Genomic DNA, 24178 nt, shown 5'->3' on the forward strand with positions numbered 1-24178 from the left:
CTTCCATTATTTGCTAATTTCACAAAAAAGTATTACTTTTGCAGCAAATTTTAATTCGACAGTGGAGAAACAAATGAGATGGAACCACTTAATCATAAGAATAGTATGCAACAAAAAATAGACTTTGTCGTTTTATGGTTAGATTCTAACGACCCAGAATGGCAACAATCATATGCTAAGTATAAAACTGGGACAAAAGGGCACATTGAATGGGCTCGCTTTAGAGATACAAATGTTTTTAACTATTGGTTCAGAGCCGTGGAGACGTATGCGCCATGGGTAAATAAGGTATATCTGGTAACAAACGGCAAGTTTCCCTCTTGGATTAATGCGAATAACCCCAAATTAGTTTTGGTAAAGCATAGTGATTATATTCCAGCGGAATATCTTCCAACTTTTAACGCAAACACCATCGAATTGTTCATACATCGCATCAAAGGATTATCAGAACATTTCGTATTCTTTAACGACGACATGATGCTCAACGCTCCAGTTGAACAAGATTATTTTTTCAAGAAGGGATTACCTTGCGATAGGAATAAGGAAACCTATCTGAATGTACCCATCTACACTAAAGAAGACAAGTTTGGCATTAATATCACCATGTTAACAGATATCGGAGTCTTGAACAGCAACTTTAACAGATGGCACGCTGTCAAACAGTCGCCCAAACGATGGTTTGGACCACATGTTGGCCTAAAAGGACTTGTCATGAGTGTACTATTGGCAAAACAGAGACTCTTCACAGGATTCTCCAACTATCATCTTGAACAGGCCTACCTAAAATCAACCTTAGAAGAAGTCTGGAAGAAGAATAGCGACATTTTGTATGCCAGTTGTACAAGATTCCGCGAAGACACAAACGTTAATCAATACCTATTCCGATACTGGCAGTTTGCTACCAACCGTTTTTATCCCACCAAACGTGATGGTCTATACTTTATGGTAAAAAAAGATCGTATAAAAGATATTGAACAGGCTTTATTGGGTTGCCAAAGTAAATCCATTTGTTTAAATGACACACCACTATGCACGGATAGTGACTATGACTGGGCGAGTCAAGAGCTGAAACGTATTTTAGATCAGAAATTCCCACAAAAATCATCATTTGAGATGTAATTAGCAGCATTTTTCATACCCACACCAAAAAAACTACGATTTTGTTTGGCTATTTCTGATTATTTCGTTATTTTTGCAAGAAATATCGAAATTCTATTAGCCTATGACTAAACTTTCTATAATTGTGCCGGTATACAATGTAGAAAAGTATATCCGACCTTGTATTGAAAGCATATTCAAGCAAGGATTAAACGAGAATGACTATGAAGTTATCATAGTCAATGATGGTTCGAAAGACCAGAGTATGGAAGTCATTCAAGATATTATCGAAGAACATAACAACATCATTGTTATCAACCAAGATAATCTCAGTTTATCTGTTGCCCGCAACAATGGTATTGCCATAGCCAAAGGAGAATACATATTGATGCCTGATTCGGACGACTTGCTAATAGAGAACAGCTTAAGCCCGCTCTTAAAGAAAGCCTTGGAGACAAAAGCAGACATGGTAACTGCTGACTATGTAAGCATGAGCTCTGAGGAGATAGAAAAAATAAAAGAAAACCCTGTAAAGCAAATAGCAGAACCTATATTTGAGGAAAGTACAGGGCAGCAAATGTACATCGATTTTTATTTACCTTATAAGGCATACGTCTGGAGGATTCTTTTTAGAAGAGATTTCTTATTAGACAATCATCTTAAGTTTTATCCGGGAATTGCTTCACAAGATATACCTTTTACCCATGAATGTTATCTAAAAGCCGGCCTATGCCTAAAAACATCATGGAGATTGAATATATACCGAATAAGGTATGACTCCACTTCATTCCCAGGAAATTTCAGCAGGAAAAAAGCCAAAGATTATTGCATGGCCATCACCCTATCATGGGCATTAAAAGACATGAAAAATATCCCCCCTCAGCTCTCATACATCCTTAAGGATAAGGTTTTCATGTCATACAAGAGTCTGTTACAAAAGCTGTGCTATGTCTTTAAAAAGAATTCTGACAGAGTAGCCGTTCTGAAAGAATTGAAACAAACATGCCCGAGTTTAAAATTCAGCCATGGAATCATACAGAAAACTCACACATACCTATTCAGGACATGGCCTCATCTATATATAATCCTGATGATGGTAATTAAGCACTTAAAATGGGGAAGTAACTAACATCAAGTATATGGAACACAAAATTGATTTCGTTGTATTATGGTTAGATTCTAACGACCCGGCATGGCAACAATCGTATGCTAAGTATAAAACTGGGACAAAAGGGCACATTGAATGGGCTCGCTTTAGAGACACGAATGTTTTTAACTATTGGTTCCGAGCCGTGGAAACGTATGCGCCATGGGTAAATAAGGTATATCTGGTGACAAACGGCAAGTTCCCCACATGGATTAATGCGAATAACCCCAAATTAGTTTTGGTAAAGCACAGCGACTACATACCAGAAGAATATCTCCCAACTTTTAATGCATACACCATCGAATTGTTTATACATCGCATCAAAGGACTATCAGAACATTTCGTATTCTTTAACGACGACATGATGCTCAACGCTCCTGTTGAGCAAGATTATTTCTTCAAGAAGGGTTTACCTTGCGACAGGAATAAGGAGACCTATCTGAATGTCCCCATCTACACCAAGGAAGATAAGTTTGGCATTAATATCACCATGCTAACAGATATCGGCATCTTGAATAGTAACTTTAACAGATGGCAAGTCGTCAAGCAGTCGCCCAAACGATGGTTTGGACCGCATCTCGGATTGAAAGGGCTTATTACAAGTGCTTTGCTTTCTAAACAGAGACTGTTCACAGGATTCTCCAACTATCATCTTGAGCAGGCATACCTGAAATCAAGCATAGAAGAAGTTTGGGAAAAGAACACTGATTTCTTGTTTGCCAGTTGTACAAGATTCCGCGAAGACGTAAGTGCTAATCAATATCTATTCCGCTATTGGCAATTCGCCACTAACCGATTCTATCCTACCAAACGTGATGGGCTCTACTTCATGGTAAAAAAGAATAGTTTAAAAGCAATTGAACAGGCTTTATTGGGCTGCAAAAGTAAGTCCATCTGTTTGAATGACACACCATTATGCACAGAAGATGATTATGAATGGGTAAGTCAAGAACTCAAACGTATTTTTGATCAAAAATTCCCCCAGAAATCATCGTTCGAATTATAAACAGACGGCTTAAATCCATCTCATAAGTTTCCCCACCACATAGCAAGAGAAAACTGAGATTGATGGTGGCAGTTTACTCATCATGTAAAACAGCATGTGGAATCCCCGATATCGCTCAAAACGGATAATCTCATGAAATGACGCAGGATGTCTCAGTTCTTCCCATATCTCTTTGTCTGGCAATGGCTCCGTAAAACGTTTGCGATGGCGCAAAGCTACACACACTGCACGGAATTTATGTTTGACAACCCTGGCGCAATGAACGTCATAGAAAGTACGCCCTCTCAATCGAGCGCAATGATCAGTCATCACAGCATCAGCTCGGAAACGCTCCCGAATTTCTTTGGTTGGGATATGTGTTCTAGCCATATTACCCATAATAGATCCAGGACGACTCACATAATTGTATGTGACAACAGGTAATATCACTGCACGCTCTATCTCTGAATAGAAATCAGAGAGGAACACGGCATCCTCGTCCTTCCTCGCAGAAAAGCGGAAGTTGCCTTTCCTAAGAAAATCAAGCCTAAACAAAATATTCCACACGTTAATTCCTACATGCCAACGAAGATCTTGACAGACATAATTCGCAAAGGCATCTTTATCAAAAAAAGACTCTCTTTTTGTATATGTAAATGTAGGTAATTCTTTTAAGGATTCGTAATCAACACGCCTACATGAAGCGAAAACTGCATCTGTTCGATTTTCTTCAGCAACATCTAGCAGAGTTTCTATCGCATCCAATTCAATAAAGTCGTCGGAATCAATAAAATACAGATATTTTCCTTGAGCTTGATCAATAATTGTATTTCTTGCTCCACCAATACCAATATTCTGAGGATGACGAATAATACGAATACGGTCTCCTTGGGGATGGGATTTTGCATAATCAGCAACAATACCCATGGAATTATCAGTACCTAAATCATCAACAATCAGGATTTCTAAGTTCGTATAGGTCTGATTCAGAACTGAACACAAACACTTTTCAACATACGGTTCCACATTATACACAGGTATACCAATCGTAACAAGTGGATTATTCATTCTATCATTACTACGAGTATCTATCATGATTCAATATCTTTTTAAACAAACTATCCCACACTGGCATAATAACAGAAGTATCAAAACGACGGGCTGATTGTACCCCAGATTCTCCCATTTTCTTACGCAATGCCATATCGTCAATCAACATACAGACTTTTTCTGCAAAAGACCTACAGTCTCGCCCTTTCACCAAAAAACCATCTACCCCATCTGTAATAATATCAGCAGGTCCATAAGGGCAATCAAATGCCACAACAGGCAAACCGCAGCTCATCGCTTCTGGAAGAACCAATCCAAACGGTTCGTATTTGGATGTCAACAGGAAAATAGAATTCTCCTTATAACGTTCTATTATTTCCGCAGATGGTTCATGAACAACGATATTTGTTCCACTACTATTTATTTCTGTTATTCTTTTGACTTTCTCAACTCCGTATCCACCATAAATATGTAGTTTCCAGTCAGGATATTGTTCATGTACAACAGACCAAATACGTAACAGACTACCAATATCCTTTTGGCCAGAAAAACGTCCTACAAATATAGCAGATTTTGCGGAACAATCACTTATTACATTACTCGGATTCAGAGAAACCACATTAGGTATAACACAAACATGAGACGAATACTTACGCCATTCGGCAGCATCACCTTCAGTAAGAGCCACCACCATAGCTGCCTGTTTAACGAAGTGTTTCATATACCTCATGTAAAGTCTACGACAGATACCATCGTGCTCAAAAGACTCACATAAGCATGAAGAATGTGACTCGAACACCAGTGGAATAAGTCCTTTAACTAACAATAAACTATACACATACTCCAAAGAGGTACAAATAATAATATCCGGTGAGAACACTTTAATTCTTTCGGATAGCCGATGACGAAACAAACAATTCAGCTGATGTTTCTTTAGCCATCGGTTCCATCCCACAAAACGATACTGCTGATAGAAAAGAATATTCAAATCATCATACTGCACACTTGAATGCAACGGAAAACAAAGAGGCTCTTTACCTTGATTAACTGTCAACACGCACACTTCATAGCCGTGTTCTGCCAACCAATTAACCTTTTGAGTTAACACCCGCTCTATACCTCCATAGATTGCCAATGCATCAGTAACGTACAATAGTCTCATCGCGATGTCTTTGGTTTTACGAGATTATCGTCACTATCCTCATAATGATCTTTCTTGAAAAAGATTCGGGTAATTCCTTTACTCTGGATCTTGACATGCTGTACGAAACTCTGCCACATGGATTGATTGCCAATGGTGCCATAGCCCGTTATCGCACGGCAACGACTATCGCGAACGAACTTGATCTTTCCGTATTTCTTTAATGACAAAGCCATCGATCCGTCTTCACCACGGATAATATCCACTCTATATTCTTCCTGGCGACCATAGTCAGCATTATAGGCAAAGACCAATCCACGGACACTCAACTCCGGACGTTTAAAATGCTGTACCCAAAGAAACAGGTCACGGCACATTTCGAATAGTTTCAGTCCCAATTTACTATGATTCGCATCGGGAAAATAGCTCCAAGTAGCAGAAACAGCAACAACTCCTGGTTTCATCAGCTGGTCGAGCATCAACTCATAATACATTGGCGGATAAAGCGTATCACTATCTACATCGAAGTAATACTTTCCTCGTGAATGCTGTAATCCACATCGACGAGCATAACCACACGAGTGTTGGTATTCGGTATAATAAGGAATACCTGATTTTTCGTATATCTCTGCGGTACGGTCTTTAGAGTCGTTATCAACACCGATAATCTCAACGGGATATTTACATTTTATCTCACTGATAGCCCACAAACAAGCCTGCAAATGAGTTTCTTCATTATAACCTATAACAACAATCGAAGCAATAGGGTGATCACTCTGCAAGGCCGCCAAACGTTGACGAGTGCCTTCAATGATGTCATGAGGAACCTCACTAAACGGTTTCCCATAAATGCTCAGATATTTATCGTACCAATTGGACATAAGCTTCATATCTATATTTGTTGGCGAAGATAAGCATTTTCTGACAAACAACCAAATTTTATATCAACTTTTTCAGTTTTCCAACACACCAGATAACACGGACGCACCAAAAAACAGGCAATTTAGATAAAACGAACAATATAGTATTCTTAGCACGAGACTGACGGAATTTACAGACTTGACGAAAACTTGCTGGATGTTTCATCAAAGACTTGATTTCCCAATCCTCGACATATGGAGCAATAGCTTTCCTACGTTTAAGAATATTGCAGGCTATGTAGAAATCTGTCATAACAATATTACAACACCTATTAGGAAAGTACACTTTGTCTACTAAACGAGTAGATGTTCTTTTGAGATAGTCGACAGCTCGGACATTCTGCCATACTTCATGCTTCGATATGGTTTCGCGATACTGATAATGAGAAAGTGAATGAGGCCTACAGATGTAACTATATGTGATATCAGACAACATAACTGCACGTGAAATATAGGTTACCAGATCGAAAGTAAATACCATATCTTCCCAATAGTCTGTTTCAATAAAACGCAGATGATTTTCACGAAGAATGTCTATCTTTATCAGATAATTACATGCAGAAGCCTGGATTCCAGCATATTTGCGATAAGCAAAGGCAGCCAACCCATCTTTTTGAGTAAAATGAACGTCAGGATACTGATAAAGTTCCTTATGACCTGACAATTCTACCTTCTCATAAGAACCGAAGACCATTTCGGCATCATACGAGCGTACCTGAGACATCAATAGTTCAATCGTCTTCTCTGCTATGACATCATCAGAATCCATGAAATACAGGAAACAGCCTTTGGCATGGTCGATGATTTGATTTCGAGAGGCAGAAACACCTTGATTCTCTTGATGACATATCAAATGTACGTCATTTCCTCTTGGGTGTGTACGCTTAACCTGTTGAATAATTTCCAAAGAGCCATCGCCACCAGCATCATCTACTACCAAGATTTCTATAGACGGATATGTTTGAGCAAGTGCAGATTCCAAAGATCTGCGGACAAAATCAGCAGACTTGTAAACTGGAATACCTATCGTTACATCATACCCCATCATTTTGCATCAATTCTTCAAATAATTGCTGCCATTGCTTCCCAACAGTGTCTATATCATATCGCATAGACATTTGCTTTCCATTCTCGCCCATCTTTTGACGTAAGTTTTCATCACTAATCAATCGCAACAACGACTCTGCATACGTTTCGACATCGAATGGTGGAATAAGGAATCCATTTTCGCCATCGACAATGATCGAACGGGGGCCATTCTCACAATCAAAAGAAATGACAGGCAAACCACATGCCATAGCCTCAACAATGACCAAGCCAAAGCCTTCGGTCCTCGATGGCTGAACCAGAATTGAACTTTTCAGATATTCGGTTTCAACATCAACAATACTACTATTGAGATGACAACGTTTCTTATCAATCGATAGTTCGTCCATCAATTTTACGTATGGAGTCGGATCCCCCATAGCAAAGACATCGAGCTGCCAATCACTACATTTTTTTTCAACAATCGACCATATTCTCAACAGAAGGTCATACCCTTTTTCATAAGAGTAGCGCCCAACAGTTATAACACGCTTAGACGTTAAAGAACTGGAATTTCGGACTCTAATAGCTAACGGATCTGGAATCATTCGAATATTCGTCAATTCAGGCCACTCAGATACAGCATCATCTGTTAATACCACGAGTTTATCCAATCGCATAAGACTCGAAACAACTCTATCTTTCCACCACCTGAAAAATGACAACTCAAAAAAATTGGAGTAACGATTATCTACACCTCGGTAATTACTTCTACTCAGATGCTGTTCACCAATCTTTTTACTACCATCGTTAATATCGGTGATAAAGTTGATTTCCCTACGTAAAGTTGTTATTGTGATGTCAGGACGAATCCTTAACAGCTCTCTCCTCAGCATTTTCCTATACGCTTTCTGTTTCTTCAGATAAAGCAGTATCTTCTTTACAAATGGCACATTCCATATTTCTTCGAAGTTCAAGCCCAAATTGATAACCTTAACTCTATCCGAAAGTGGAAAGAATGAATTGCCATTTTTACCCTCTGTAACAATTATTGTCACATCATACCCCAAAACATCAGCAAAATAGTTAGCTTTCAGAGAAACGACACGTTCTGTTCCTCCGGCAGAGTACAATGCAGGGGTACAGTAAACTATGGTAAACTTATCGTTTCTCATATAAAACCTTTTTCCTTTTTGGATGCAAAAGTACAAATTTAAACTGAAAAACACAAAAAAGTGCCTATAAATTTGGCTACTAATAAAAAAATAGTTAACTTAGCCGATGTTTTCAAATATAGATCATGAAGAAGGTCCTGTTTTTAATATTTCATGGGTTTGACCCCAACAATGGTATCAGCAAAAAGATATCATATCAAGTAGATGCCTTGGCTCAATGTGGAATGGAGGTTCATTTATGTTATATGGATGAAAAGGACACCAAAAGAAGGATCATTGACCAAGAAGTCATTGCTGATTATGGGAAGGGCTTTTTGAGCAAGATACGTAAACGGACAGAATTTTCTTCTATCTCCAACTATGTGAAAGAACATCATATAGATCTGGTTTACATACGTTCTAACCATAATGCCAACCTGTTCACCATTAACATGGTTAAGAAGATGAAGGCAGATGGTACAAAAGTGGTCATGGAAATACCGACATACCCTTATGACACAGAATACGAAGCACAAGGTATAAGCCGACAGATTTTTCAAGATAGGATTTTCAGGAATCAACTTGCCAAGAATTTAGACGCCATTGTCACATTCTCTGACTATGACAAAATATTCGGCCAGCGCACCATCAAGATATCTAATGGAATAGACTTTGATAGTGTCAAAATGAAGACAACCATCAACGACACCTCAAAAGAACTCAATCTCATTGGAGTTGCTGAGATACACGAATGGCATGGATTTGACAGGATTGTAAAAGGATTAGCTTATTATTATTCTAAACCACAAGAGTATATTGTAAGATTTCATGTTGTAGGCTATTTTTTCTCAACAGAAATAGAAAATGAATTCAAAAAGATTATCTCAGATAATCATATGGAGGATTATGTTATTCTCTATGGAAAAAAACATGGGGAAGAACTCGACCAGATATTTGAGAAATGTGATTTTGGTATAGGAAGTCTTGGCAGGCATCGCGTAGGAATCGACAAGATCAAGACACTGAAAAATAGAGAATATGCAGCCAGAGGCATACCTTTTGTATATTCCGAAACAGATAGTGATTTTGATAAAAAGCCATATGTGCTCAAAGTTCCTGCGAATGAAACTCCAATAGAAATTAATAGTATCATTGATTTCTATAAGAGCTTGAGCCTGTCACCAGCAGAAATAAGAGATTCGATAAAGAATCTCTCGTGGGGAGAACAAATGAAAATAGTTTTGAATCGTGTATTACCATGAAAAAGATCTGTTTTGTAGTTGACAGCATTTTCAGTATAGGCGGGGTGCAAAGAGTTACAGCCGTAATTGCCAAGGAATTGGCAAAGGATTATGATGTGAGCATCGTGACCTTTGACAAGCCAGAACTGCTGGATACGACTCTTTATGGTCTAAAGGAAGCGGATATAACCTATCGATTCTTTAGCTATCCGGAAATCAGTAAGCTGAAAAGGCATATATGTAAAGTATACAGCGGTCTATATCTGAAATTACAGCCATCATGCAAATGGTGCTCTGACATGTATGCCCATAGTTCATATCCATCGGAACTGCGAAATGCTTTGCTATCAGAACTCCGACAAGGCAAGTACGATATTATTATAGGCGTACACGCTCCTCTTGCCGCCAGATTGGCAACTCTCAAGGAGCAATTGCCAAATATAAAACTGATTGGGTGGTTACACAATTCATTCGAAGCTCTATTTGGTGAGAATTCCCGCTATCACATTGGTCCACGAAGACTGACTCATTATCTGTTACAATTCAGAAAATTAAATCATCTGATAGTACTCTGCCAAGACGATGCGAAGCGTTTTCAAGTATCAAACAAACAACTAAATCCCATTGTAATCTATAATCCACTGACACTGATACAGGGAGAAGTATCTAAGGGTTGTAGTAAGAGATTTCTGACCATTGGACGTTTTACGCCACTGCATAAAGGCATCGACATATTAATCGAGGCTTTCCATTTGTTCGCCCAAAAGAATAAAGACTGGCTATTAGATATAGTGGGTGAAGGCCCCGAAGAATCTGCATTTAAAGGGTTGATCACACGATATCAAATGGAGGACAGAGTCACCATCCATCCTTTTACGAACCATATTCAAACCCATTATAGCAATGCGCAGGTATATGTATTGAGTTCCAGATGGGAAGGCATGCCTTTGGTATTAGTCGAGGCTATGTCACATGGACTACCAATCGTATCGTCAGATCTTCCGGTGAGCCAAGAGATTCTTGGTGACTTCGGACTCTATTTCAAGAATGGAGATATCGAGAATTTGGCACAGCGATTAGAGGATGCCACTCACATCGACTGGGCATCAAAATCGAAGGAAGCATTGGAAATAGCCCAACGATTTGATATTAAAAATATCATCAGGCAATGGAAAAAACTGATAGAATAGTATCATTTTTTGAGAAATAGAGCATAAAATTTGGAAAAATCCAAAATTATTTGTACTTTTGTCAACGATAATTGGATGCCTATACTTGTATGAAGAAAATTTGTTTTATTGCAGATAGTATTTTTAAATCGGGCGGTATGCAGAGAGTGACCGCGGTGATTGCTGAGGAATTGACAAAATATTATGATGTAACCATCGTAAGCTTCGAAGATCCCCAGCAAAAAAACTTAGCCATGTATAATTTAAAAGACTATCCCATCAAATTTGTCTTTACGCATTTTCCAGAACCAGGGAAATGGAAAAGCCTTTCATACAACATCTATAGCAATCTCTACAAGAACATCCTGCCCAAAACTTCAATGACTTCCGACCTGTATGCCCATAGTTCATTCCCCAGACAAAAACGAGAGGCTGTGGTAAAAGTTCTGAAGGAAGGACAATTTGACACAATCATAGCAGTCAACTCATACCTCTCCATGAGACTGGCTACCATCAAAAGAGATTTAGGTCATGTAAAGACTATCGGTTGGATTTACAATTCGTTTCAGGCCTTCTTGAGAGAGGGTTCGCCCTACTTAGGTACGGAGTTGAAGTACCATTACGGACGCCAGCTACAGAAGTTGGATGAAACCGTATTACTGTATCTGCAGGATTCGGAGATGTACTATCGAGCTTACGGTTTCTCGCCTTTTGTAATTCCGAACCCACTGACAATCAAACCAGGGGCGCCTGCAACAGGCAAAAACAAGCGCTTCTTAGCAGTAGGACGACTAACCCCCATGCACAAGGGATTCGATTTACTGATTAAGGCATTCGATAAGTTTGCCCAACAGAACCAAGACTGGTACTTGGATATCGTTGGTGACGGTCCTGAGAAGGATATGCTAAACAAAATGATTGAAAGCCGCAATCTGAACAAACGAATAAAGATTCATCCATATACAGAAAACATTCAGATGTACTATACACAAGCCAGTGTATATGTATCCAGTTCGAGATGGAAGAATTTCGGACTGGTACTGGTACAGGCAATGGCTCATGGATTGCCTGTGATATCTTCAGACCTGCCTTCGAGCAAGGAGATTCTGGGCGATTTCGGCATGTACTTCAAGAATGGTGATGTAGATGATCTGGCTAATCAACTTGAAGCAGCCACCCGCATGGACTGGCAGGCGAAATCGGACGAGGCAATCATGATAGCCCAGCGGTTCAACGTGAGTGTGATTGTTGAACAATGGAAAACGCTGATAGAGAGTGATGGACAACGAAAGCGTAAGAGCAAAGTTCAAAAATAGCCCGAAGTTAAAGAAGTTTATCGACTGGGTGATAATGAATCAGGTGGAAACAAGGCCACGCTGGTTCATCAGATTATTGGCCCCACTCTATCAACACCGAGGAAAACACTCTGTGATTCATCGGTCGGCCCGAATGGATACACCACCCTACCGAAAATTCTCAATAGGAGATTATTCGGTCGTGGAGTCGTTTGCCTGCATCAATAATGCGGTTGGCGATGTCACCATCGGCAATCATACAAGGGTGGGACTACACAACACAATCATAGGTCCAGTGAAGATAGGCAACCATGTAAACCTGGCACAAGGAATTACAGTAACAGCCCTGAACCACAACTTCGGCGATACGAGCAAAAGAATTGATGAACAAGGAGTTAGCACCAACAACGTCATTATAGAGGATGATGTATGGATTGGAGCAAATGCTGTGATTCTACCAGGTGTAAAGATTGGCACCCACTGCGTGGTAGCAGCAGGGGCTGTTATTACCAAGGATGTTCCACCCCACTCGCTTGTAGCGGGTGTACCAGCAAAAATAATCAAACAGATATGAGAATAGGCATCGAAGCTCAACGCGTGTTCCGCCGGAACAAACATGGCATGGACTATGTGGTACTACAGGAAATCAAGGAACTGCAGAAGATTGATACCACGAACGAGTATTTCGTGTTTGTAGCCCCCGGCGTGGACAGATGTCTGAAAGATACAAAAAATGTACATATCATTGTCATCGGCGAGAGTTTCTATCCTGTATGGGAACAGATAACTCTACCTAGAGCGGCCAAGAAATACCAATTGGACATACTGCATTGCACCAGCAATACGGCTCCCATATTCTGCGATATTCCGCTTGTACTGACACTGCATGATATCATCTTCTTAGAGCCAAGAGATAAGAATAACAAGTCGCTCTATCAGAATATGGGGTGGCTGTACCGACGCATCGTTGTGCCCAAGATACTGCAGAGATGTCATCGCATCATCACAGTTTCGAACTTTGAGAAACAGAATATTATTAGCAAACTGAACATCCCCGAAAAGAGGATGGCCATGATATATAATGGTTACAATGAATGGTTTAAACCGCTAAGAGATGTAGCTGACATCTATAAATCATACATCGAAAAGCCAGGTTACTTCTTTTTCCTGGGGAATACTGACCCGAAGAAGAATACCGAACGTACGCTGATTGCCTATTCGAAATACCTCAAGGAATCGACTGTGAGGCGAAAACTGCTGATGGCAGATCTGGACAAGACCTATCTTGATGGTATCATCGAAAGGAACCATATAGAAAACATCCGCGAGCATATCGTGATGCCAGGTTATATCGTCAACGGCGACTTACCTTATATCTATCATAGCGCTTTTGCCTTCCTCTATACGTCGCTCAGAGAGAGTTTCGGCATACCACTGCTTGAAGCTATGGCCTGCGGCACGCCAGTCATCACATCCAACACCTCATCGATGCCAGAAATTGGTGGTCAAGAAGCCATACTCATCAACCCAGAGAACTCTGATGAGATAACCGAACAGATGCTACGTCTGGAAAATGATGAAGCATTCTATGAGGCACAAAAGGAAATTGGTTTGAAAAGAGCCAGTCTGTTCTCATGGCGACAGACTGCAGAACAACTACTCAAACTGTACGAAACTGTTTATAAGGAGTTACCAAATTCCAACATCAACTGACGGGCGTCGGAATTATTCTGGGTATTCAAACGGTAATACCCACGACGACCAGTGGATTCGATTAATGACTGTGGCGACTTGGAATTCTTCAGCAAGTACTGCTGGACATAAGCACGTATCTCATCCAAGTCGGGCGTATAGAAAAAACTCAAGTTCATGTTATAGACATGCTTTGACACCTGCATTACGCTGATGCCACGCTCACCCACACTGGTCAAAATACTCAATATCTGCTGATCGTACGTCATTCGGGTAAAAAAAGGTCGGTAAAAGCGATTACCGACCTTCTTTCTATCATTTGTTAAGAGGCTTATGCCAATGTAACTTTTTCACCATCATTAGCGAGCTTGCCCTCCTTGAAGAGCCAACCCAAACCAAGAAGAGTCTCCTCCTCAGAAATCTTTGCAGCCTTTGCAATCTCTTTTACGCTGAGAGCCTTTTCTGCTGCTGCAAGTGCCTGATATACATCACCTGCCTTAAAACCAATATTCTCTGCATTGATTGCGAGAACAGTCTTTGCTGCTGCCTTAGGAGCTGTAGCCTTCTTTACAGTTGTCTTTTTAGCTACGGCTGCCTTTGTCTCGGTAGCCTTCTTAGTTGTTGCTTTCTTTTCTGCCATAGTTCTAAAAAATTAATACTTATATTGAAGTTATAAACTTCTGTTAATTTTCGACTGCAAAAATACCGTTTTTATTTCAGACAACTTACTGATTTTTAGGCTTTTTTAGCAGAACGAAAACTATTCTTGATGTAGGTCAACCAACGAGCGAAGCAAGCGCAGTGAACTTTATTCACTGCCTTGCGAGGATGAGGTAGAACGCAGTTCAACCTGTAGATTCAACTCATCTAACTGTTTCTGATCCAACTCACCAGGTGCATCGAGCATTACATCGCGACCACTGTTATTCTTGGGGAACGCAATACAATCGCGGATACTATCGAGACCTGCCATCAGACTTACGAAACGATCCAGACCAAAGGCCAGACCTGCGTGAGGAGGTGCTCCATATTTGAAAGCATTAATCAAGAAACCAAACTGAGCCATCGCACGCTCTGGGGTGAAGCCCAGAATCTGGAACATCTTCTCCTGCAACTTTCCATCATGGATACGGAGTGAACCGCCACCAACCTCAACACCATTGCAAACGAAGTCGTAAGCTACGGCACGAACTTTAGCAGGATCGGTATCCAACAGAGGAATATCATCAGGATTTGGCATCGTGAATGGGTGGTGAGTAGCCATCAGGCGCTGCTCCTCATCGCTCCACTCGAACAATGGGAAATCGACAATCCACAGACAAACGAACTTATCCTTATCGCGAAGTCCAAGACGGTCACCCATCTCCAAACGGAGAGTACAGAGCTGAACTCGCGTTTTGTTGGCATTGTCACCACTCAGAATCAGCACGAGGTCGCCATCCTTGGCGCCCATTGCCTCCTTGACCTGAGCCCACACCTCTGGTGTATAGAACTTATCGATAGACGACTTAACGGTACCATCCTCATTAAACTTGACATAAACCAAGCCCTTAGCTCCCACCTGAGGACGCTTAACAAAATCAGTCAACTCATCGAGCTGCTTACGAGAATAGTTAGCACAACCTGGTACACAGATACCACCGATATAGTTAGCCTCGTTGAATACAGGGAACGTGCCTGTACCCTTAAGCTGGTCCATCAGTTCGACAAACTCCATACCGAAACGCAAGTCGGGCTTATCCGAACCGAAACGGCGCATAGCCTCATGCCAAGTCATACGCTGAAGTGCAGGCAATTCGATTCCACGCACCTCTTTGAACAGATGACGAGCCAGATCCTCAAAAATCTGGAGCACATCCTCCTGATCAACAAACGACATCTCGCAGTCAATCTGAGTAAACTCAGGCTGACGGTCGGCACGCAAGTCCTCATCACGGAAGCATTTCGCTATCTGGAAATAACGGTCGAAGCCAGATACCATCAGCAACTGCTTCAAAGTCTGAGGTGACTGGGGAAGTGCATAGAACTGACCTGGGTTCATACGAGAAGGAACCACAAAGTCGCGCGCTCCCTCTGGAGTAGAACCAATGAGAATTGGAGTCTCAACCTCGATAAACTCCTTAGCATCGAGGAAGTTACGAATCAGGATAGTCATGCGGTGACGCAGCTCAAGATTCTTACGAACAGCCGCACGACGCAAATCGAGATAACGGTATTTCATACGGATATCATCACCGCCATCTGTATTATCTTCAATGGTAAAAGGAGGTGTGAGACTCTCGCTCAATACGTTCAACTCCTTTACAAGAATTTCAATATCACCAGTAGGCATCTTAGGGTTCTTACTCTGGCGCTCGCTCACTTCACCCTTGATTTGAATACAGAATTCACGACCAAGTTTGTTGGCACGCTCGCAGAGCTCTGCATTGTCAGCCTCGTTGAAAACAAGCTGAGTCAAGCCATAACGATCGCGAAGATCAACGAAGGTCATACCGCCCATCTTACGACTGCGCTGTACCCATCCGGCCAGTGTTACCACACTGCCTGCATCCTGGAGCCGAAGCTCTCCACAAGTCTTACTTCTATACATATTTAATTGCTATTTATTCATTTAAGGTGCAAAATTACATAAAAAATTGATAATAGACAAACATATTTCTTAATTCTTCGTCATTAATTCGTAATTTTATAGTAACTTTGCACTGATTTAATCATTTAAACGAATAAAAAGATGAAAAAGATTGCATTTATAGCATTGATGCTTGTTTGCGGTTTGACAGCCGCTCTGGCTCAGAAACCTGCTGAGATTAAGTTTGATAAACTGACGCATAATTTCGGCACTTTCTCAGAGAAGAGTCCTGTTGTTACTTACACATTTACCTACACCAACGTAGGCGAGCAGCCTTTGGTCATCAATCAGGCCGTAGCCAGCTGCGGCTGCACCGTACCTGAGTACACCAAGACCCCGATTCAGCCAGGCGAAAAGGGTGAAATAAAAGTAACCTATAACGGTACAGGAAAGTTCCCAGGTCACTTCAAAAAGTCAATCACCATCCGAACCAACGGAGTAGTTGAAATGACACGCCTCTATATTGAGGGAGAAATGACAGAAGCTCAATAAAACAAAAGCCCGCTTGAAGTAAGCGGGCTTTTGTTTTAGAATCCATAAGTAAATCCGATAGAACTATACTCTTTGAACTGAAGATATCCCAAGTCGCCATCCTTCGTACCCGTATCGTCGAAACGGGGGAAGAGGAACAGGTTGGCTGAGATATACTTAGATACTCGCAGAGAGAAAGTGTTTTCCCACTCGATTTCAGTACGCTTATACGACGTGAATGCATAGAGGCGTGACTTCCATGTAATCACATCGTTCATTTTCCAGCTAACATCAGCTGTCAACTGCGAACCAAAGTCAACCATAGAATGTCTGCCTTCCTTCAAGCCATAGCTTGGAGCAAGCGCCAAGCGATCAACATAGCGATAGTTGACTGCAATGGGTGACATATTGACCGTACCATTCAGTTTCTTGTTCTTCGAAGCCACCTTGTAATCCATACCAAGACCGAAGTTCAGATTGAAAGGCGAAAAGAAGTCAGAGTAAGTATTATGGTCGTTAGACTTCAGACCCTGTGTAAACTGCGTGTAAGCCAGCACTTGCAAAGTGTAGTACCAGTTCTTGGCTGCCTGAAGTCCCACCTTACTGGTCAAACGGATCAGGTCTTCATTAGACTTGAACTTATGCACAGAGTCGGTACGTGAACGCAGGAAACCAAGTTTCATCTCCAACTTATTATCCCACTTCCACTTGTTCTTGTTATCGTAGTTAGCCTCCAGTGTCAGAGCACCTACCATCGAGTAGTTGCTTTCACCACCCTTATACCAGTTGCCACTCACGTAGTTCTGCATGAACTGCAGATAGCCATCACCCTTTTTAGTCCAGAAATCCGGTTTCTGAATCAGAACGGTTGTAGGCACATCATCAGGGGTGTCAATCACCGGACCTTCAACTTTCTCAACCAGCTTCACCTGATTCTTAAGTGGCTTATCCACATCCTTACGAATCTTACCCGTTTCCAGCAACTCTGTCTCTGTACTATTCACCAGATCTGGACGATTCAAGTAAATATGCATCAGCGCAGCATCGATAGCATCAGCCACAGGATCCTTACCAGTAGCATCCGACTCGAATGAAAGCGATTTATTAGCTACATTGTGATAAAAAGTTACTGGCGCAAACAGACGATAGAAACGTCCATCTAACGTATCTTTGGGCTGAGCAGCAGAGGCGCTGAGCGCACAAAAAGCTGCAAATAACAATGCTACTTTTCTCATATCAGGTGCAAAGATACAATTTTTTGGCTATAGAATGCATTCTTTTCGCATTTTTTTCGTAATTTTGCACCTTGATTTACGCGTACATTAATAAAAAAGCAAAATAAAATGAATAAAGACACTATTATCGGCTTTGTCCTTATTGCGCTGGTGCTTATCGGCTTCAGCTGGTATAACCAGCCTTCGCAGGAGGAAATAGAGGCCGCAAGAAAGCAAGACAGCATTGCAACAGTGACTCAGCAGAATGCCGCCAAGAAACAGAAAGCAGAAGAGGCAGCACGTAAAGCACAGGCTGATGCGGCTGCTCAGGGTGACACAACAGCTCTTTTCTATGCATCGTTAAATGGTAAGAACGAACCCGTTATACTGAAGAACGACAAGGTGGAGCTGACATTCAACACAAAAGGTGGTACACTGGCTAAAGCAGTAATCAAAGGTTTCGAGAATCTGGAAGACGGCATGGATGTGACGCTCTTCGACGAAAAGACACAGCAGATGAACTTCATGCTGGCTGGTAAGTCGGAGAACATCATCACCAAAGACCTTTTCTTCACCCCATCGAACGTTACCGACTCTACCCTCACCATGACCGCTCTGGCTGGTAATGGCGGTAGTATCGAGTTCAACTATGTGTTGGGCAAGGACTACATGCTGCACTTCAACATGAAGGCTAACGGTCTGCAGGGCATGTTTGCACCCAACTACCAGCAGATGGACATTGAGTGGAACGACTTGGTTCGCCAGCAGGAGAAAGGCTTTACATTCGAAAACCGCTATACATCTGTTACTTATAAGAAGGCTAACAGCGGCACTAAGGAGGTTAGTGAGAGTTCAGAGGAGATTGACAAGGAGATTGAGGAGCAACTCGACTGGGTGGCTTTCAAGAACCAGTTCTTTTCGGCAGCTCTTATCTCTAAAGATAACTTCGCTGCCAATTCTCTGTTGACCAGCATTCCACAGCAGAAAGGTTCTGGTTATCTGAAACAGATGGGTGCAAAGCTGAAGACTGCTTTCGACCCCACTGGTGCTAAGGCTACAGAGTTCGAGATGTATATTGGCCCTAACGACTTCCGTCTGATTCAGGACGTAGAGCAGCAGAGCACATTCGGCAAGGACCTCGATCTGGAGCAGTTAGTAAATCTGGGGTGGTGGCTGGTACGCTGGATTAACCGTTGGTTCACCATCTATGTATTCGACTGGCTCACCTCATGGGGTTTCTCAATGGGAATCGTTCTGATTCTGATCACCCTATTGCTGAAGGTCATCACCTATCCTATGGTGAAGAAGAGCTACATGTCATCTGCCAAGATGCGTGTGCTGAAGCCCAAACTCGATGAGGCTACCAAGCAGTACGACAAACCAGAGGACCAGATGAAGAAACAACAGGCTATGATGCAACTATACTCACAATATGGTGTATCGCCATTGGGTGGCTGTCTGCCTATGCTCATTCAGTTCCCAATCTGGATGGCTATGTTCTTCTTCGTACCTAACGCTATCCAACTGCGTCGCGAGTCATTCCTATGGATCAGCGACCTCTCAACCTACGATCCTATCATCGAATGGGGCACCAACATCTGGGGTATCGGCGACCACCTGTCGCTCACTTGTATCCTGTTCTGTGTGGCCCAGATCCTTTACTCGTATATGACCATGCGCCAGCAGAAGGATCAGATGGTTGGTCAGCAGGCCGAGCAGATGAAAATGATGCAGTGGATGATGTACTTGATGCCTCTGATGTTCTTCTTCATGTTCAATGATTACAGTTCTGGTCTGAACTTCTACTACTTCATCTCACTGTTCATGTCGGCAACCATCATGTGGACACTCCGCAAGACCACCAACGACGAGAAGTTACTCGCCATCCTGGAGGCTAAGTATAAGGAGAACAAGAATAATCCTCAGAAGAAGACTTCTGGTCTGGCTGCCCGTCTGGAGGCTATGCAGAAGCAGGCAGAGGAACTGCAGAAACAGCGTATGAACCAACAAAAGAAATAAAACTTATGAAAAGATTTTGTATTCCAGTTTTACTGATGGGATTTGCACTTTTAAGCAGTCCTATAAAAGCAGAAGAAAACGTGAAAATAGGTAAGCAGAATATCAAACTGAACAGTAATCTGATGACGCCTGAGGCTCTTTGGGCGATGGGACGTGTAGGTGCTGCTGAAGCGTCGGCTGATGGTAAACAGATTGTTTATCAGATTGGCTACTACAGCGTCAAGGCCAACAAGAGTCAGCAGAAGATTGCCATCATCAATGCCGATGGTACAGGCAACACCACACTGACTACTGGCAGCAAGAGCGAGACCGATCCTACCTGGTATAACGGAAAAATTGCCTTCCTTTCAGGTGGTCAGCTGTGGACCATGAACCCTGATGGTTCTGACCGCAAGCAGATTTCAAAGACCTCGAAGGCTATCGAAGGTTTCAAGTTCTCGCCTGATGGCAAGAAGGTGATTCTGCTCCACTCACTCGAGTTCCACGAGATCATTAAGAAGAATCCTGATGATCTGCCAAAGGCTACCGGCCGACTGGTAACCGATCTGATGTATCGTCACTGGGATCACTATGTAGAGAGCATCCAGCACCCCTTTGTAGCTGATGTAACAGAGGATGGTATCAAGGATGGTATCGACATCCTGGAGGGCGAGCCCTACGAGTGCCCCATGGAGCCATTCGGTGGTATCGAACAGTTGGACTGGGCACCCGACTCTAAGTCGATTGCCTATACCTGCCGCAAGAAGACCGGCCTGGAATACTCAATCTCTACCGACTCTGATATATATTTATATATAATAGGTACGCGCGAAACCAAGAACCTTTGCAAGCCTGCTGATTATAAGGCACCAGAGGTTGATCCCACCAAGTCTCTGAAATATCAGAGCGTAAATGCCAAGGAGAATCTGAAGAACAATGTGGGTTACGATCAGAACCCTAAGTTCTCACCTGATGGCAAGTACGTAGCTTGGACATCGATGGAACACGATGGCTATGAGTCAGATCGTAACCGTCTGTGCGTGTATAACTTAGCTACTGGCGAAAAGAAATACGTGACAGAGAGTTTCGACTCTGGCGTTGACGATTTCGTATGGAGCGATTCTAAGGACGTGATGATTTATTTCATCGGTGTTTGGCACGCTACCGTGAACCTCTACGCCGTTAATTGGAAGGGGGAGCTGAAGCAGTTGACTAATACTTGGGATGACTTCGGTCAGATTCACCTGATGAACAACGGCAAGCAACTGTTGATGGAGCGCCATAACTACACATCGCCTGCCGACCTGTATATCGTAACTCCGAATTTCAAGAAGCCTGAGAAGACACTGACCACTCAGCTTACTTTCGAGAACAAGCATATTCTGGACCAGTTGGCCAAGCCAACCGTTCAGCAGCGTTGGGTGAAAACTACAGATGGCAAGGAGATGCTCACCTGGATTATCCTGCCTCCCAACTTCGATGAGACTAAGAAGTACCCCACCCTGCTGTTCTGCGAGGGCGGTCCTCAGAGTCCTGTTTCGCAGTTCTGGAGTTATCGCTGGAACTTCATGATCATGGCCTCTCAAGGCTATGTAGTTGTAGCACCTAACCGTCGCGGATTGCCTGGATTCGGTCAGGAATGGCTGGAGGAAATCTCTGGCGACTGGACAGGTCAGTGCATCAACGACTATCTGTCGGCTATCGACGATGCAGCCAATAACCTGCCATACGTAGATAAGGATCATCTGGGTGCCGTAGGTGCATCGTTCGGTGGTTTCTCTGTATACTATCTCGCAGGTCATCACGACAAGCGTTTCAAGGCCTTCATCTCCCACGATGGTGCCTTCAATCTGGCTGCAATGTATCTGGAAACTGAGGAGAACTGGTTCTCTAACTGGGAGTACGACGAGGCTTACTGGCATCGTCCACAGCTGCCTAACGCCAAGAAGACCTACCACAACTCTCCACATAAGTTCGTAGAGAAGTGGGATACACCAATTCTCGTCATCCATGGTGAGAAGGATTATCGTATCAATGCCACTCAGGGTATGGCAGCCTTCAACGCTGCCCGCATGAAAGGACTGCCTGCCGAGCTGCTCATCTTCCCCGACGAGAACCACTGGGTACTGAAACCACAGAACGGTGTACTGTGGCAGCGCACCTTCTTCAATTGGTTAGACCGTTGGTTGAAATAAGCAAGCCATATATTCCCACGTTGGGAACAATAGATTCCCAGTGTGGGAATAATATATTCCCAACGTGGGAATAAAACGTTCCGAATATGGGAATAAATACGAAATAGTAATTAAATAAAAACAAGATAATGACTCAAGCAATTCAAAAGACCCTTCGCGACAGCGCTGGCATGCGCTGGACCGCGCTTTTACTTCTGGCACTCGCTATGTTCTGTGCCTACATCTTTATGGACATCCTCTCACCTATCAAAGACCTGATGCAGGAGACCCGTGGTTGGGACTCTACCGCATTCGGTACCATGCAGGGTTCTGAGGTATTCCTCAACGTATTCGTGTTCTTCCTCATCTTCGCTGGTATCATCCTCGACAAGATGGGCGTTCGTTTCACCGCTGTGCTTTCAGCAGCTGTGATGGTGGTTGGTGCCTGTGTAAAGTGGTATGCCGTAAGCGAAAGCTTTATCGGAACCGGACTCGAGACTTGGTTTAATAACAACCTGAATTATATTCCAGGATTCGACGAACTCGGTGTATCGCCATTCTATGCTGGCATGCCTGCATCAGCCAAGTTTGCAGCTTGCGGTTTCATGATCTTTGGTTGTGGCTGTGAGATGGCTGGTATCACCGTTAGCCGTGGTATTGTAAAATGGTTCAAGGGTCGTGAGATGGCTCTGGCTATGGGATCAGAGATGGCACTCGCCCGTCTGGGTGTTGCCACCTGTATGATATTCTCACCTTTCTTTGCACGTCTGGGTGGTGAGGTATCAGTAAGTCGTTCAGTAGCCTTCGGTGTAGTACTGATGTGTATCGCACTTATCATGACCATCGTTTACTTCTTCATGGATCAGAAGCTCGACAGTCAGACTGGCGAAGCTGAGGAGAAGGACGATCCCTTCAAGATTTCCGATCTGGGTAAGATTCTGACCGATGCTGGTTTCTGGATCGTTGCCCTGCTCTGCGTACTGTACTACTCAGCAATATTCCCCTTCCAAAAGTATGCTGTAAACATGCTGCAGTGTAACCTCACGCTGACAGCTCCTGATGCTAACTCGTTCTGGGCACAGCCCGATGTTACCATCGTTCAGTACATCATTATGCTGATTGTGGCTGCTGCAGGTTTCGCATCAAACTTCCAGAAGAAGGCCAACCTGAAGTACGGTCTGCTGGGCCTTTCAATCTTAGCACTTGTAACTTACTGCTACATGGGCTTCATGCGCCAGTCGGCCGAGAGTATCTTTGCTGTATTCCCCCTGCTGGCCGTGCTCATCACACCTATCCTTGGTAGTTATCTCGACCACCACGGTAAGGCAGCTACCATGCTCGTGCTGGGTTCAGTGCTGCTCATTGCCTGTCACCTTACCTTCGCTTTCGTACTGCCTATGTTCAAGGGCAATGCAGTAGGTGGTATCATCATTGCTTACACCACCATTCTGGTGCTGGGTGCATCGTTCTCACTGGTACCTGCAAGCCTCTGGCCTTCAGTGCCCAAGTTGGTTGACGCTAAGGTCATCGGTTCGGCCTATGCCCTGATTTTCTGGATTCAGAACATCGGTTTGTGGCTGTTCCCACTGCTGATCGGTAAGGTGCTCGATGCCACCAACCCCAATGTCACCGATCCTACCCAGTTCGATTACACCGCTCCGCTGGTTATGCTGGCATCACTCGGTGTAGCCGCACTCATCCTGGGCTTCGTGCTGAAGGTAGTTGATAAGAAGAAAGGTATTGGTCTTGAACTTCCAAACATCACAGAATAATT

At 42.8% G+C, this 24178-nt stretch carries 21 protein-coding genes; 12 read left to right on the forward strand and 9 right to left on the reverse strand.

Annotated features, from left to right (window positions below; genetic code table 11):
• Positions 1-105: 105 nt before the first annotated feature.
• The 3 genes from T495_RS0109460 to T495_RS0109470 all read left to right on the forward strand — a co-directional run bounded on the left by T495_RS0109460 (position 106) and on the right by T495_RS0109470 (position 3251).
• On the forward strand, positions 106-1119 hold the full coding sequence (locus tag T495_RS0109460; protein ID WP_033148655.1) for a Stealth CR1 domain-containing protein: 1014 nt from the start codon (positions 106-108) through the stop codon (positions 1117-1119).
• Positions 1120-1222: 103 nt separating this feature from the next.
• Entirely contained in the window at positions 1223-2227 is a 1005-nt protein-coding gene (locus T495_RS15245) for a glycosyltransferase (protein WP_051651975.1), read from the forward strand.
• 10 nt (positions 2228-2237) lie between these two features.
• Positions 2238-3251 (forward strand): Stealth CR1 domain-containing protein, encoded by a 1014-nt coding sequence (locus T495_RS0109470; RefSeq protein ID WP_033148493.1) that lies wholly within the window; start codon positions 2238-2240, stop codon positions 3249-3251.
• Between the two features lie 9 nt (positions 3252-3260).
• On the opposite strand, the gene T495_RS15250 is transcribed toward T495_RS0109470, so the two are convergent.
• From T495_RS15250 to T495_RS0109495, 5 genes are read right to left on the reverse strand one after another with little or no spacing between them, the layout of a single operon-like run.
• On the reverse strand, positions 3261-4325 hold the full coding sequence (locus tag T495_RS15250) for a glycosyltransferase family 2 protein (protein ID WP_051651976.1): 1065 nt from the start codon (positions 4323-4325) through the stop codon (positions 3261-3263).
• Positions 4309-5442 (reverse strand): glycosyltransferase, encoded by a 1134-nt coding sequence (locus tag T495_RS15595; protein ID WP_081832075.1) that lies wholly within the window; start codon positions 5440-5442, stop codon positions 4309-4311. Before T495_RS15595 ends, T495_RS15250 begins: the two co-directional genes overlap by 17 nt.
• Positions 5439-6302, reverse strand: a complete 864-nt coding sequence (locus tag T495_RS0109485) for a glycosyltransferase family A protein (RefSeq protein WP_028903993.1) — start codon at positions 6300-6302, stop codon at positions 5439-5441. Before T495_RS0109485 ends, T495_RS15595 begins: the two co-directional genes overlap by 4 nt.
• Before the next feature lie 58 nt (positions 6303-6360).
• Positions 6361-7389 (reverse strand): glycosyltransferase family 2 protein, encoded by a 1029-nt coding sequence (locus T495_RS0109490; protein WP_081832076.1) that lies wholly within the window; start codon positions 7387-7389, stop codon positions 6361-6363.
• Positions 7376-8542 carry a glycosyltransferase family 4 protein gene (locus T495_RS0109495; protein WP_033148496.1) on the reverse strand — a complete coding sequence of 389 codons (1167 nt, stop codon included), beginning with the start codon at positions 8540-8542 and terminating at the stop codon, positions 7376-7378. Before T495_RS0109495 ends, T495_RS0109490 begins: the two co-directional genes overlap by 14 nt.
• Positions 8543-8667: 125 nt before the next feature.
• On the opposite strand from T495_RS0109495, the gene T495_RS0109500 reads away from it, so the two are divergent.
• The 5 genes from T495_RS0109500 to T495_RS0109520 all read left to right on the forward strand — a co-directional run bounded on the left by T495_RS0109500 (position 8668) and on the right by T495_RS0109520 (position 13939).
• The gene (locus tag T495_RS0109500) at positions 8668-9783 is read left to right on the forward strand and encodes a glycosyl transferase (RefSeq protein ID WP_033148497.1); all 1116 of its coding nucleotides are present in this window, start codon (positions 8668-8670) and stop codon (positions 9781-9783) included.
• Positions 9780-10952, forward strand: coding sequence for a glycosyltransferase (locus tag T495_RS0109505; protein ID WP_028903997.1), 1173 nt, complete (start codon positions 9780-9782; stop codon positions 10950-10952). Before T495_RS0109500 ends, T495_RS0109505 begins: the two co-directional genes overlap by 4 nt.
• Positions 10953-11089: 137 nt before the next feature.
• Positions 11090-12247 carry a glycosyltransferase gene (locus tag T495_RS0109510; RefSeq protein ID WP_197018864.1) on the forward strand — a complete coding sequence of 386 codons (1158 nt, stop codon included), beginning with the start codon at positions 11090-11092 and terminating at the stop codon, positions 12245-12247.
• On the forward strand, positions 12210-12800 hold the full coding sequence (locus T495_RS0109515; protein ID WP_033148498.1) for a DapH/DapD/GlmU-related protein: 591 nt from the start codon (positions 12210-12212) through the stop codon (positions 12798-12800). The genes T495_RS0109510 and T495_RS0109515 overlap by 38 nt, the downstream gene beginning before the upstream one ends.
• A complete protein-coding gene (locus tag T495_RS0109520; RefSeq protein ID WP_033148499.1) occupies positions 12797-13939 on the forward strand; it encodes a glycosyltransferase family 1 protein in 1143 nt (380 codons plus the stop codon). The genes T495_RS0109515 and T495_RS0109520 overlap by 4 nt, the downstream gene beginning before the upstream one ends.
• Here T495_RS0109520 and T495_RS0109525 read toward each other — a convergent pair.
• The 3 genes from T495_RS0109525 to aspS form a co-directional block, all read right to left on the reverse strand.
• A complete protein-coding gene (locus T495_RS0109525) occupies positions 13906-14187 on the reverse strand; it encodes a hypothetical protein (protein ID WP_051523133.1) in 282 nt (93 codons plus the stop codon). The genes T495_RS0109520 and T495_RS0109525 overlap by 34 nt on opposite strands.
• Positions 14188-14249: 62 nt before the next feature.
• Positions 14250-14558, reverse strand: coding sequence for a winged helix-turn-helix domain-containing protein (locus T495_RS0109530; protein ID WP_028904000.1), 309 nt, complete (start codon positions 14556-14558; stop codon positions 14250-14252).
• A gap of 168 nt (positions 14559-14726) precedes the next feature.
• Positions 14727-16508: an aspartate--tRNA ligase gene (gene aspS, locus T495_RS0109535; RefSeq protein WP_033148500.1), complete on the reverse strand. Its 1782-nt coding sequence runs from the start codon at positions 16506-16508 to the stop codon at positions 14727-14729.
• A gap of 141 nt (positions 16509-16649) precedes the next feature.
• Here aspS and T495_RS0109540 point away from each other — a divergent pair, with 141 nt between their 5' ends.
• Positions 16650-17039: a DUF1573 domain-containing protein gene (locus T495_RS0109540; protein ID WP_028904002.1), complete on the forward strand. Its 390-nt coding sequence runs from the start codon at positions 16650-16652 to the stop codon at positions 17037-17039.
• 35 nt (positions 17040-17074) lie between these two features.
• Here T495_RS0109540 and T495_RS0109545 read toward each other — a convergent pair whose 3' ends face one another.
• Positions 17075-18253 (reverse strand): DUF3078 domain-containing protein, encoded by a 1179-nt coding sequence (locus T495_RS0109545; protein ID WP_033148501.1) that lies wholly within the window; start codon positions 18251-18253, stop codon positions 17075-17077.
• A gap of 108 nt (positions 18254-18361) precedes the next feature.
• Here T495_RS0109545 and yidC point away from each other — a divergent pair, with 108 nt between their 5' ends.
• From yidC to T495_RS0109560, 3 genes are all read left to right on the forward strand, one after another.
• Positions 18362-20251, forward strand: coding sequence for a membrane protein insertase YidC (gene yidC / locus T495_RS0109550; protein WP_033148502.1), 1890 nt, complete (start codon positions 18362-18364; stop codon positions 20249-20251).
• A gap of 5 nt (positions 20252-20256) precedes the next feature.
• The gene (locus T495_RS0109555; protein ID WP_081832077.1) at positions 20257-22425 is read left to right on the forward strand and encodes a S9 family peptidase; all 2169 of its coding nucleotides are present in this window, start codon (positions 20257-20259) and stop codon (positions 22423-22425) included.
• 128 nt (positions 22426-22553) lie between these two features.
• Positions 22554-24176 carry an MFS transporter gene (locus T495_RS0109560; protein WP_033148504.1) on the forward strand — a complete coding sequence of 541 codons (1623 nt, stop codon included), beginning with the start codon at positions 22554-22556 and terminating at the stop codon, positions 24174-24176.
• Positions 24177-24178 lie beyond the last annotated feature (2 nt).

The organism is Prevotella sp. P6B1, assembly GCF_000702825.1.
Taxonomy (GTDB): domain Bacteria; phylum Bacteroidota; class Bacteroidia; order Bacteroidales; family Bacteroidaceae; genus Prevotella.

Excerpts from the sequence above, each read along its gene's own strand:
- aspS (WP_033148500.1), bottom strand. The coding sequence starts at position 16,508 with ATGTATAGAAGTAAGACTTGTGGAGAGCTTCGGCTCCAGGATGCAGGC.
- T495_RS0109525 (WP_051523133.1), bottom strand. The coding sequence starts at position 14,187 with ATGACGTACGATCAGCAGATATTGAGTATTTTGACCAGTGTGGGTGAG.
- T495_RS15245 (WP_051651975.1), top strand. The coding sequence starts at position 1,223 with ATGACTAAACTTTCTATAATTGTGCCGGTATACAATGTAGAAAAGTAT.
- T495_RS0109495 (WP_033148496.1), bottom strand. The coding sequence starts at position 8,542 with ATGAGAAACGATAAGTTTACCATAGTTTACTGTACCCCTGCATTGTAC.
- T495_RS0109540 (WP_028904002.1), top strand. The coding sequence starts at position 16,650 with ATGAAAAAGATTGCATTTATAGCATTGATGCTTGTTTGCGGTTTGACA.
- T495_RS0109460 (WP_033148655.1), top strand. The coding sequence starts at position 106 with ATGCAACAAAAAATAGACTTTGTCGTTTTATGGTTAGATTCTAACGAC.
- T495_RS15595 (WP_081832075.1), bottom strand. The coding sequence starts at position 5,442 with ATGAGACTATTGTACGTTACTGATGCATTGGCAATCTATGGAGGTATA.
- T495_RS0109500 (WP_033148497.1), top strand. The coding sequence starts at position 8,668 with ATGAAGAAGGTCCTGTTTTTAATATTTCATGGGTTTGACCCCAACAAT.
- T495_RS0109470 (WP_033148493.1), top strand. The coding sequence starts at position 2,238 with ATGGAACACAAAATTGATTTCGTTGTATTATGGTTAGATTCTAACGAC.
- T495_RS0109530 (WP_028904000.1), bottom strand. The coding sequence starts at position 14,558 with ATGGCAGAAAAGAAAGCAACAACTAAGAAGGCTACCGAGACAAAGGCA.
- T495_RS0109515 (WP_033148498.1), top strand. The coding sequence starts at position 12,210 with ATGGACAACGAAAGCGTAAGAGCAAAGTTCAAAAATAGCCCGAAGTTA.
- T495_RS0109490 (WP_081832076.1), bottom strand. The coding sequence starts at position 7,389 with ATGATGGGGTATGATGTAACGATAGGTATTCCAGTTTACAAGTCTGCT.
- T495_RS0109510 (WP_197018864.1), top strand. The coding sequence starts at position 11,090 with ATGCAGAGAGTGACCGCGGTGATTGCTGAGGAATTGACAAAATATTAT.
- T495_RS0109555 (WP_081832077.1), top strand. The coding sequence starts at position 20,257 with ATGAAAAGATTTTGTATTCCAGTTTTACTGATGGGATTTGCACTTTTA.
- T495_RS15250 (WP_051651976.1), bottom strand. The coding sequence starts at position 4,325 with ATGATAGATACTCGTAGTAATGATAGAATGAATAATCCACTTGTTACG.
- T495_RS0109545 (WP_033148501.1), bottom strand. The coding sequence starts at position 18,253 with ATGAGAAAAGTAGCATTGTTATTTGCAGCTTTTTGTGCGCTCAGCGCC.
- T495_RS0109520 (WP_033148499.1), top strand. The coding sequence starts at position 12,797 with ATGAGAATAGGCATCGAAGCTCAACGCGTGTTCCGCCGGAACAAACAT.
- T495_RS0109505 (WP_028903997.1), top strand. The coding sequence starts at position 9,780 with ATGAAAAAGATCTGTTTTGTAGTTGACAGCATTTTCAGTATAGGCGGG.
- T495_RS0109560 (WP_033148504.1), top strand. The coding sequence starts at position 22,554 with ATGACTCAAGCAATTCAAAAGACCCTTCGCGACAGCGCTGGCATGCGC.
- T495_RS0109485 (WP_028903993.1), bottom strand. The coding sequence starts at position 6,302 with ATGTCCAATTGGTACGATAAATATCTGAGCATTTATGGGAAACCGTTT.
- yidC (WP_033148502.1), top strand. The coding sequence starts at position 18,362 with ATGAATAAAGACACTATTATCGGCTTTGTCCTTATTGCGCTGGTGCTT.